8 protein-coding genes are annotated in these 10,007 nt (G+C 73.5%); 4 read left to right on the forward strand and 4 right to left on the reverse strand.

The genetic code is table 11. From position 1 onward, the window contains the following. On the reverse strand, nucleotides 1-1,614 hold a 1,614-nt coding region (locus tag G3I53_RS23590; protein ID WP_239064069.1), incomplete at its 3' end, for a streptophobe family protein. Nucleotides 1,615-1,854: 240 nt separating this feature from the next. On the opposite strand from G3I53_RS23590, the gene G3I53_RS23595 reads away from it, so the two are divergent. Next, on the forward strand, nucleotides 1,855-4,407 hold the full coding sequence (locus G3I53_RS23595) for an FHA domain-containing protein (protein ID WP_343239562.1): 2,553 nt from the start codon (nucleotides 1,855-1,857) through the stop codon (nucleotides 4,405-4,407). Nucleotides 4,408-4,516: 109 nt separating this feature from the next. Here the strand turns inward: G3I53_RS23595 and G3I53_RS23600 are convergent, their stop codons facing one another. From G3I53_RS23600 to G3I53_RS23610, 3 genes are all read right to left on the reverse strand, one after another. Further along, the gene (locus tag G3I53_RS23600) at nucleotides 4,517-5,263 is read right to left on the reverse strand and encodes a transglycosylase SLT domain-containing protein (protein WP_164334302.1); all 747 of its coding nucleotides are present in this window, start codon (nucleotides 5,261-5,263) and stop codon (nucleotides 4,517-4,519) included. Nucleotides 5,264-5,659: 396 nt separating this feature from the next. Continuing rightward, entirely contained in the window at nucleotides 5,660-6,703 is a 1,044-nt protein-coding gene (locus G3I53_RS23605; RefSeq protein ID WP_164438739.1) for an S-adenosylmethionine:tRNA ribosyltransferase-isomerase, read from the reverse strand. Further along, nucleotides 6,700-7,398, reverse strand: a complete 699-nt coding sequence (locus tag G3I53_RS23610; RefSeq protein WP_164438740.1) for an SDR family oxidoreductase — start codon at nucleotides 7,396-7,398, stop codon at nucleotides 6,700-6,702. Before G3I53_RS23610 ends, G3I53_RS23605 begins: the two co-directional genes overlap by 4 nt. 253 nt (nucleotides 7,399-7,651) lie before the next feature. Here G3I53_RS23610 and G3I53_RS23615 point away from each other — a divergent pair, with 253 nt between their 5' ends. From G3I53_RS23615 to G3I53_RS23625, 3 genes are all read left to right on the forward strand, one after another. Beyond that, on the forward strand, nucleotides 7,652-8,797 hold the full coding sequence (locus G3I53_RS23615) for a GAF domain-containing sensor histidine kinase (protein WP_164335846.1): 1,146 nt from the start codon (nucleotides 7,652-7,654) through the stop codon (nucleotides 8,795-8,797). Continuing rightward, on the forward strand, nucleotides 8,790-9,431 hold the full coding sequence (locus G3I53_RS23620; RefSeq protein ID WP_164335848.1) for a response regulator transcription factor: 642 nt from the start codon (nucleotides 8,790-8,792) through the stop codon (nucleotides 9,429-9,431). The genes G3I53_RS23615 and G3I53_RS23620 overlap by 8 nt, the downstream gene beginning before the upstream one ends. Before the next feature lie 157 nt (nucleotides 9,432-9,588). Further along, nucleotides 9,589-9,834 carry a chaplin gene (locus tag G3I53_RS23625; RefSeq protein ID WP_164335850.1) on the forward strand — a complete coding sequence of 82 codons (246 nt, stop codon included), beginning with the start codon at nucleotides 9,589-9,591 and terminating at the stop codon, nucleotides 9,832-9,834. Nucleotides 9,835-10,007 lie beyond the last annotated feature (173 nt).

Below are 10,007 nucleotides of genomic sequence, written 5' to 3' on the forward strand. Positions count from 1 at the left end.
CTCCCGGAGGGCTGCCGAGGCGCCGCGTTCCTCGCCGTACCGGCCGCCGTCCGCGCACCGCCCGGCGCCCTCCGCGCCCTCTGCCGCACCGGAAGCACTCGCCGCACTCGCCGCACCCACCGAGCCCGTCGGCCCCGCCGCACTCACCGGGCCTCCCGCACCCGCCACCCCCACGTCGCCCTCCGTGGCTCCCCTGTCACCGTGTGCCAGGGGTGCCGCCCAGGCGCCCGTCGCTCCAGCCGCCCGTGCAAGCAGGGCGCCCGCCGTTCCCGCGGCGGCACCCCACGCGGCGCCCAGCAGCAGGGCGGGGCCCAGCCGGCCGTGCAGTTCCAGCCCGGCGCCGAAGGCGTCGAAGCCGAGGACGGAGAGCGAGGCGTCGACGGACACCGCCGTCAGCCGCACCAGCACCGCCAGCGCGACAGCGGTGACGAGGGCGAGGCGCAGCGCACAGCGCAGGACGGACCCCGCCGGTGTCCCCGCGTCCGGTGCCCCTGCGTCCCGTCCCCCGGCGACCGGTGTGCGCACCGCCACCAGCACGCCCGCCAGCAGCATCGCGACGGCGGCGGCCACGCCCAGCAGCCATACCCGCCCGTCCAGTTCGGCCAGCCGTCCCAGCGTCACCGGCTGGTCGGACTCCCCGCGCAGCAGGTCGTCCAGCGGGTGCGGCAGCACGCCGAGCAGCGCCCCGGACGCCCGTCCGTCCCAGGGCACGAACAGGCCGACCGGAAGCCCGAGCCACACCCCGTTCGGCGCCCCCAGCAGGGCCGCGCCCGCGATCCGCCGCGGATGGGGGTCGCCGACGGCCGCGTACCCGGCCGTGGCGAGGCCCGCCGCCACCGCGAGCAGCAGCACCGTGACGACGGCGGACACCGCCGGCCGCACCACCCGGTGCAGCGCGTCCCAGCCGCGCGGCAGGGGCGTACGGCGCGAGGCCAGCAGGGCGACCACCAGGACGCCGGCCGACCAGACAGCGGCGCCGAGCAGCGTCGGTGCCGTGTCGACGGTGAACCCCACCGCGGCCTGCGCGTCGACGAGGTCGGCGACCCGGTCCGGCAACAGCCCCTCCACGTCCCCGAGGCCGCCCGGCCCGGGGAGGCCGATGCCGCCACCGTCCCCGCCGGGGAGTCCGTCCAGCCCGAGGGACCGGCCGTCGAGGGTGACGACGTCGTGGCCGGCCCACACCAGCCCGCCCGCCATCGCCACGCACAGCGCGACCACCGCACCGGCCCGCGCGAGGAGTTCGGCGACCGTCACCACCGGCCCCGCCGCCCGCAGGGACCGCAGGAAGAAGAGGGCCAGCAGCAGCGCGCCGACCAGGCTCACGCCCAGTGGCGTGATCTCGACCGCGGTGGTCGCCTCCGCGCCCGACAGCCCGAACGCGGACACGTCGCCGGACGGCGTGACCGAACCGCCCGCCCCCAGCGCCACCACCGCCGCGGTCATCGGCCCGAGCGCGCCCGCCGCGTCGGCGTCCAGCAGACGCAGTCCCAGCGCGGCCGTGCCGGCCATCGCGATCAGCGCCCAGCTGACCGCCGCGACCGCGGACACCACGACGTCCACCCAGGGCACGCGCGCGTTACGCGGTGCGGCACCGGCGCTCGTGGCAGCACTCATGGCAGACCCCCCGGTCCCCGGCGCGGCGAGGTGGCCGCGCATGTCCCCCTCGCCTGGATTACCACTCTCCGGGCCGATTTCAACCCCGCCGACGCGATGCATCGAAGCGTTGGTGCGGGCTCGTGACAAGGCCCGACTTTCGGTCAGGGGGGCGACCCTGGAATAGTTCCCCCCGATGTTCGACATCCCTAGACTCCCTGCGATGGGGGAAATTCGGGGGACAACTCAGTGGGGCATGGAGTGCCGGAACTCGTACTGGAATCAAACGGACGTACCTGGACGCTCGATCCGTCCAGGACCTACGCCCTGGGACGCGATCCGCAGGGCGACGTCGTGCTCGACGACGCCAGGGTCTCCTGGCGTCACGCCACGATCAGCTTCAACGGCCACAGTTGGGTCATCGTGGACCACGGCAGCACCAACGGCACCTTCGTGCAGGGACAACGGATCCATCATCTGGAGCTCAGCTCCGACACGGCGCTGAACCTGGGCAACGCGACCGACGGGCCGCGGGTGACCCTGACCGGTGTCGGGGCCGCCGCGCCCCAGGCGCATCCGGGGCAGGCCCATCAGGCGCAGCAGCCGCACCAGCCGTACGCGGCCCAGGGCGCGCAGGGCGCCAACGCGGGCTGGGCGCAGCAGGCGCCGCCGCAGCAGTCCGCCCCGCAGGCCGGCTGGCAGCAGCCGCAGCACGGGGTGCCGCAGCAGCCCGCGCCGCAGATCCCGCAGCAGCAGGGTCCCGGCGGCGGACCGGGCGCACCGGTGTACGGCGACCGCAGCCCGACCACGTTCCACCAGTTCTCCCTCGGCCGCGTGATGCGCATCGGCCGTGCCCTGGAGAACGACCTCGTCGTCTCCGACCTCCAGGTCTCCCGCAACCACGCCGAGTTCCACTCGACGCCCGACGGGCGCATGGAGATCCGCGACCTCGGCTCGCACAACGGCACCTACGTCAACGGTCTGCCGATCCCCAAGGGCGGCTCGCAGCTGCTCGGCCCCACCGACATCGTCGGCGTCGGTCACTCGACGTTCCGGATCGTCGGGGACCGGCTCGAGGAGTTCGTCGACACCGGTGAGGTGTCCTTCTCCGCCCGGCACCTGACCGTCACGGTCGACGGCGGCAAGCAGATCCTCAAGGACGTCTCCTTCGGTGTGCCGGAGAAGTCGCTGATCGCCGTCATCGGCCCGTCCGGCTCGGGCAAGTCGACCCTGCTGAAGGCGCTCACCGGTTACCGCCCCGCCAACCAGGGCGAGGTCCTCTACGACAACCGGAACCTCTACAAGCAGTTCGCCGAGCTGCGGCAGCGCATCGGTCTGGTCCCGCAGGACGACATCCTGCACAAGGAGCTGACCGTCAAGAAGGCCCTCAAGTACGCGGCCAAGCTCCGCTTCCCGGCCGACACCACGGCCGCCGAGCGCGAGTCCCGCATCGACGAGGTGCTGCGCGAGCTGAAGCTGGACATCCACAAGGACAAGAAGGTCACGTCCCTGTCGGGCGGCCAGCGCAAGCGGGTGTCGGTGGCGCTGGAGCTGCTGACCAAGCCCTCGCTGATCTTCCTGGACGAGCCGACGTCCGGTCTCGACCCGGGCATGGACCGCGACGTCATGCAGCTGCTGCGCGGCCTCGCCGACGACGGCCGTACGGTCCTGGTGGTCACCCACTCGGTGGCCGAGCTGGCGATCTGCGACAAGCTGCTGGTGATGGCGCCGGGCGGCGCGGTCGCCTACTTCGGCCCGCCCGAAGAGGCGCTGAACTTCTTCGGCTACGACACCTGGGCCGACGTCTTCTCCGCCTTCGAGAACTACCGCGACTACGACTGGGCGGGCCGCTGGAAGGGCTCGCAGCACTACCAGATGTACGCGGCGGACATCGACGCGGTCGCGCCGCAGTCCGTACAGGTCCCGGCGATGCAGGCGATGAAGCCGCCGAAGCCGCAGGGCTGGATGTCGCAGTTCAGCACCCTGGTGCGCCGCTACATCTCGGTGATCGCCTCCGACAAGGGCTTCCTCGCCCTGATGGTGATCCTGCCGGCCGTCCTCGGCGCGGTGAGCCTGCTCATCGACGCCGACCGGGGCCTGCTGCCGAACGCGCCGAACCCGCAGACCGGCCGGATCATCCCGAACGGCACGGCGACGACGGTCCTGCTGATCCTCGCCGTCGGCGCGTGCTTCGCGGGTGCGGCGAACTCCGTGCGCGAGCTGATCAAGGAACGGGTCATCTACGAGCGGGAGCGCGCCACCGGCCTGTCCCGCTCGGCGTACCTCATGTCCAAGGTGTTCGTCCTCGGCATGATCACGGTGTTCCAGGGGCTGCTGGTCGGTGTGATCGGCTTCTCCAGCCGGGAGATCCCGGAGGAGGGCCTGGTCTTCGGCGGCTTCACGCTGCTGGAGCTGTCCGTGCCGATCATGGCGCTCGGCTTCACCTCGATGATGTTCGGCCTGATCATCTCCTCGCTGGTGAAGACCGCCGAGAAGACCATGCCGCTGCTGGTGATGTTCGCGATCATCCAGGTCGTGTTCACCGGCTGCCTGTTCACGCTGCACGGCTCGATCGGCGTCAACCAGTTCTCGTTCCTGATGCCGTCGCGCTGGGCGGTCGCCGCCTCGGGCGCCACGCTGGACTTCAACAAGATCAGCCCGCCGGAGACGCCCGGGGACACCGACCCGCTGTGGGAGCACACGGTCGGCGCGTGGGCGATGGACATGGGCGCGCTGATCGCCATCGGCGTGGTCTGCGGCTTCTTCGTGGCGCGCTTCCTGCGCCGGCACGAGCCGGAGGTCATGCGGAAGTAACCGCCGGCCCGGCACACGACGCCCCGAAGGGCGGCACCCCGTCAGGAGGGTGCCGCCCTTCGGCGTATCCGTTCGCGTCGGACGCGAGTGCCAGAGGTCCGCGCCGACCTCAGTACGCGCTGTCGACGTTGTCCATGGTGCCGTACCGGTCGGCCGCGTAGTTGCAGGCCGCGGTGATGTTGGCGACCGGGTCGTAGATGTTCTTCGAGGTGCCCGGCACGTGGTACGCCGCGAACGTCGGCGGGATCACCTGCAGCAGGCCCTTGGAGGGGATGCCGTTCTGGGCGTTGATGTCCCAGAGGTTGATCGCCTTCGGGTTGCCGGAGGACTCCCGCATGATGTTGCGGTGGATGCCCTCGTAGGAGCCGGGGATGCCGTGCTTCTTCATGATGTCGAGGGACTCACGGATCCAGCCGTCGAGGTTGTTGGCGTAGCTCTTGGGGGCCGCCGCCTTCTTCACCTGGGCGCGGTCGGCGGCGCGGCCGGCGCTCTCCTTGGCCTGACGGGCCTGCTCCGCCTTCTTCGCGGCGGCGGCAGCGGCGGCCTTCTTCTTGGCGGCGGCCTCGGCCTTCGCCTGGGCCGCGGCCTTCTTCTTCGCCGCGATCTGCTCGGCCTTGACGCTGGCGCCCGCGAGCTGGTCGGTGACGCTCGCCCGGACGTCCTTGATCTGCTCGGTGCTGTAGGCCACCTTGGCCGCCGGAGCAGCTGCCTCGCTCGTGACGGTCGTCGACGCGTCGCTCGGCACCGCCGAGATCCCGATGGCGGCGGCACCGAGGGCGGCGACACCGGCAGCGGCGATCTTGTGATGACGGGTCAGGGCGCGACTGTGACCACGGGTGAGGATGTTCTTCGGCATGGGGGTTGGACCTCTTCGAATAGCGCGGAGGTCGCTCGGCGTCCGGTGGGGACAGTGGTGCTTCCGGCACAAACGCCGCGGGGAAGACCCACGGCGCTGAGCGACGGCTGCCATTCTTAGCGGCCGCAAAATTGGCTGGCAAAGGTGTGACGTACGAAGCCGCCTAGTGGACCCCGGGAGGACAAATCGGCACAAGCTGGACCGAACGGGCCGCTCATGTGGGCGGTATGTATCTCCTACTCCCGTTCGTACGTGATGTGCGCCCTATGCCCGGCCTCACATGGCCCCCGCTCGCTTCTCACCCGGAGTTGCTGACGCAATGCACTGTGTGAGGCCCTTCCCTGCCCGGCCCCGCTCCGGCGCCCCGCCCCCTGGTCCCGGCCGGGGCGAGGCCCGTCATCCCGGCAGCAGCAGGTGCAGATCCCCGAACTCGTGCCACAGGTAGCGCCCGCGCAGCGCCTCCTCGTAGCCGCGCCCGACCGCCGCCCGGCCGGCCACCGCCTCCAGCATCAGCAGGTGCGACGCCTCCGGCTCGTGCAGACCGGTCAGCAGCCCGTCCACCACCCGCACCCCCCGGCCCGGCGTCACCACCAGGTCCGTCCAGCCCGACCGGGCCCGCACCACGCCGTCCGCCCCGGCCGCCGACTCCAGCGCCCGCACGGCCGTCGTCCCCACCGCGATCACCCGCCCGCCCCGCTCCCGCGTCGCCTCCACCAGCCACGCCGACTCCTCCGGCACCGCGAACCGCTCCGGGTACGGCGGCTCGTGCACCTCCGCCGACGCCACCCCGGTGTGCAGCGTGACCGGCGCGAACCGGACCCCACGGCTCACCAGCTCCGTCACCGTCCGCGTGGTGAACGGACGCGCCGCGCTCGGCATCTCCGCGCTGCCCGCCCCGTCCGGCGACGGCAGCGCGAACACCGTCTGGTACGCCGACAGCGGCTGGTCCCGCTCCGTGTACGCGTACCGGATCGGCCGCCCGTACTCCCGCAGCAGCCCGAGGACGTCCCGGCTCACCCGCGCCCACCACAGCCGGTCCCCCCGCCGGCTCAGCGGCTCCTCCAGCACCAGCCGGGCACCCCCGGGCAGCCGCACCCCCGTCCCCGGACCGGGCGCGGCCCACGCGCGGGTGGTGCCCCGCCCGTCGGGCTGCCGCAGCTCGACCGTCCAGCGGCCGTCGTCACCGCGCGTCGAGAAGTGCACCACCACACGCGCGTGCCCGGTCCGCCCGTCGACGGCCGCCGCCAGGGTCGGCGAGGTGTTCACCACCAGCAGGTCCCCGGCCCGCAGCAGCCGCGGCAGCTCCGTGAAGGCGTGGTGCTCCGCCTCCGTGCCCCGCGACACCAGCAGCCGCACGGCGTCCCGGTCCAGGCCCGGCCCGCGCTGCTCCACCGGGACCCGCGCCGACAACTCCTCCGGCACCCGCACCGCCACGGTCACGACGCGGCCCCCGCGAGCGCCGCCGCCGCGTAGCGGCCGCTCGCCGGCCGCTCGTCCAGCAGCCGCAGGAACCCGGGCACCACGGTGGCCGGATCCGGCCGCGGAGCGTCGTCGTCCGGCACCGCCGCCGCGTACAGGTCCGTCGCCATGTCGCCCGGATCCACCGCCCACACCCGCAACCCCGGCTCCTCCACCGCCAGGACCGCCGCCAGGTGGTCCAGCGCCGCCTTGGACGCCCCATAACCGCCCCATGTCGGATACGCCTCGGCGGCGGCGTCCGAGCTGACCGTGACCAGCGCGCCCTCCCGGGAGGCCCGCAGCAGCGGCAGCGCCTCCTGGGCCAGCCCCAGCGCGGCCACCAGATTCACCTCCAGCGCCCGCCGCAGCCCCTCCAGCGGCAGCTCCTCCAGCCGGACCAGCGGCTGTGCCCCCAGCGCACTCGCGTTGTGCACCAGGAGATCGGCCCCGCCCAGCCGCCGGGCCGCCGCCACCAGCTCCCGCCGGTGCCCCGCGTCCGTCACGTCCCCCGGCAGCGCCGTCACGCGCGTGCCGTGCGCGGACACCTCCCCGGCCGCCTCCGCCAGCGGTACGGGATCCCTCGCGTCGAGCACCAGGTCCCAGCCGCGCCCGGCCAGCGCCCCGGCCAGGGCCCGCCCCAGCCCCTTCGACGCCCCCGTGATGATCGCTACCGGCATGTCGTGCCCCCTTCGTCGTCGCGCCGCTCGGCCGGCGCGATCTCAACGTAGGAACGCGGCCGTCCGCGCCGCGTCGGACGGCGGATCCAGACCACCGGGTCCGTTCGCCCTACACCGCACAACCCGGGACCCGGGTCCTACGCCGGGCCCCGGACCGGCCCCGGCTCGGCCCGCGGACCTAGGACCCCGGCCCCGGCCCGAGGCCCCCACAGGTCCGATCCGCCGCGCCGGGACCCGCCGGTACCGTGAGGACATGAGTCACGGCCCCCCGACCGGCCTCGCCGCGGTGAGCTCCGCGCTGCTGGCCATGAGCAGGCACCTCGAGGTGCGCGACGTCCTGAAGACGATCGTCGCCTCGGCCCGCGAACTGCTCGACGCGCAGTACGCCGCGCTCGGCGTGCCCGACGACCACGGCGGCTTCGCCCAGTTCGTCGTCGACGGCGTCAGCGAGGCGCAGTGGAAGGCCATCGGACCCCTCCCGCGCCAGCACGGCGTCCTCGCCGCCATGCTGCGCGACGCCAAGCCCCAGCGCCTCGCCGACGTGCGCAGCGACCCCCGTTTCGAGGGCTGGCCCAGCGCCCACCCGGACCTGGTCGACTTCCTCGGCCTGCCCGTCCGCGACGGCGACGAGGTCATCGGCGCCCTCTTCCTGGCCAACAAGAACTGCCCCAAACCCGAGGGCACCTGCGGCTTCACCCAGGACGACGAGGAACTGCTCGGCATCCTCGCCCAGCACGCGGCGATCGCCCTCACCAACGCCCGCCTCTACGAACGCAGCCGCGAACTGACCATCGCCGAGGAACGCTCCCGGCTGGCCCACGAGCTCCACGACGCCGTCAGCCAGAAACTGTTCTCCCTGCGCCTGACCGCCCAGGCCGCCGCCCGCCTCGTCGACCGCGACCCCTCCCGCGCCAAGGGCGAACTCCAGCAGGTGGCCGTCCTCGCCGCCGAGGCCGCCGACGAACTGCGCGCCGCCGTCGTCGAGCTGCGCCCCGCCGCCCTGGACGAGGACGGACTCGTCGCCACCCTCCGCACCCAGGTGCAGGTCCTCGACCGCGCCCACAGCGCCCGCGTGACCTTCACCTGCCACGGCGTGCGGGCCCTGCCCGCCGCCCAGGAGGAGGCCGTGCTGCGCGTCGCCCAGGAGGCCCTGCACAACGCCCTGCGCCACGCGGAGGCCGACCGGGTCGACGTCACCCTGGACCGCCGCGGTTGCGGGGCCGTCCTGCGGGTCACCGACGACGGCAGCGGCTTCGACCCCCGGACGGTGCGCCGCGCGGGACGGCACCTGGGCCTGGTCTCCATGCGGGACCGGGCGAGCGGCGTGGGCGGCAGGCTCAGCGTGGAATCGGAGCCCGGCAAGGGCACCACGATCGAGTTGGAGGTCCCCGGTGGCTGACGCAATCAGGGTGCTCCTGGTCGACGACCACCAGGTGGTCCGCCGGGGCCTGCGCACCTTCCTCGAGGTGCAGGACGACATCGAGGTCGTCGGTGAGGCGGCGGACGGCGCCGAGGGCGTCGACCTGGCCGAGCAGCTGCGGCCCGACGTCATCCTCATGGACGTGAAGATGCCCGGCATGGACGGCGTGGACGCACTGCGCCGCCTGCGCGAGCTGGACCACCCCGCCCGCGTGCTGGTCGTCACCAGCTTCACCGAACAGCGCACGGTGGTCCCCGCCCTGCGCGCGGGCGCCGCCGGATACGTCTACAAGGACGTCGACCCCGACGCCCTCGCCGGAGCCATCCGCTCCGTGCACGCGGGACACGTCCTGCTCCAGGCCGAGGTGGCCGGCGCCCTGCTCGCCCAGGAGGACACCGGCCCCGGCCAGGGCCGGGCGGGCTCGCTCACCGACCGGGAGCGCGAGGTGCTCGGGCTGATAGCGGACGGCCGGTCCAACCGCGAGATCGCCCGCGCCCTGGTGCTCTCCGAGAAGACGGTGAAGACGCACGTCTCCAACATCCTGATGAAGCTGGACCTCTCGGACCGCACCCAGGCCGCCCTGTGGGCGGTGCGGCACGGGGTGACCGGCTGACCTGCGACGCCGCCGACCGGGCGGACGGTTCCCCTCCGGTCCGAGATTCATACCGTCGTGGGAATGTCCCCCGGATGGCGCATCCTTTTCCGGCCCCCGCCGTTGCTCAGTGCGTGCCGCGGCGCCTGCCCCGGCCATCGCAAGGAGGGCTTGGAAAGTGAAGAACCTGAAGAAGGCAGCGGCCGTGACGATGATCGCCGGCGGGCTGCTCGCCGCCGGCACGGGCATGGCCTCCGCCACGGACGGCGCCCACGCCGACGGCATCGCGGCGGGCTCCCCGGGCGTCGTCTCGGGCAACGTCATCCAGGTCCCGGTCGACATCCCGGTCAACGTCTCCGGCAACACGGTCAACGTCATCGGCCTGCTGAACCCGGCCTTCGGCAACCTGGCCGTCAACCACTGACGGCCCGCACCGGACCGGTGACCCCCGGCCTCCCGGCCCCGCCCGGGAGGCCGGTCGTCGTCGCCCACCCGGTCCCGGCCCGCCCCGGCCCGGATCCGTCCCGCGCGGTGGGCGACCGCCCCGGCCCGGATCCGTCGCGCGCGGCACGTGACCGCCCCGGCCCGGATCCCTCC

This window comes from Streptomyces sp. SID14436, from assembly GCF_010548465.1.
GTDB lineage: Bacteria > Actinomycetota > Actinomycetes > Streptomycetales > Streptomycetaceae > Streptomyces.

Excerpts from the sequence above, each read along its gene's own strand:
- G3I53_RS23600 (WP_164334302.1), bottom strand. The coding sequence starts at position 5,263 with ATGCCGAAGAACATCCTCACCCGTGGTCACAGTCGCGCCCTGACCCGT.
- G3I53_RS23610 (WP_164438740.1), bottom strand. The coding sequence starts at position 7,398 with ATGCCGGTAGCGATCATCACGGGGGCGTCGAAGGGGCTGGGGCGGGCC.
- G3I53_RS23615 (WP_164335846.1), top strand. The coding sequence starts at position 7,652 with ATGAGTCACGGCCCCCCGACCGGCCTCGCCGCGGTGAGCTCCGCGCTG.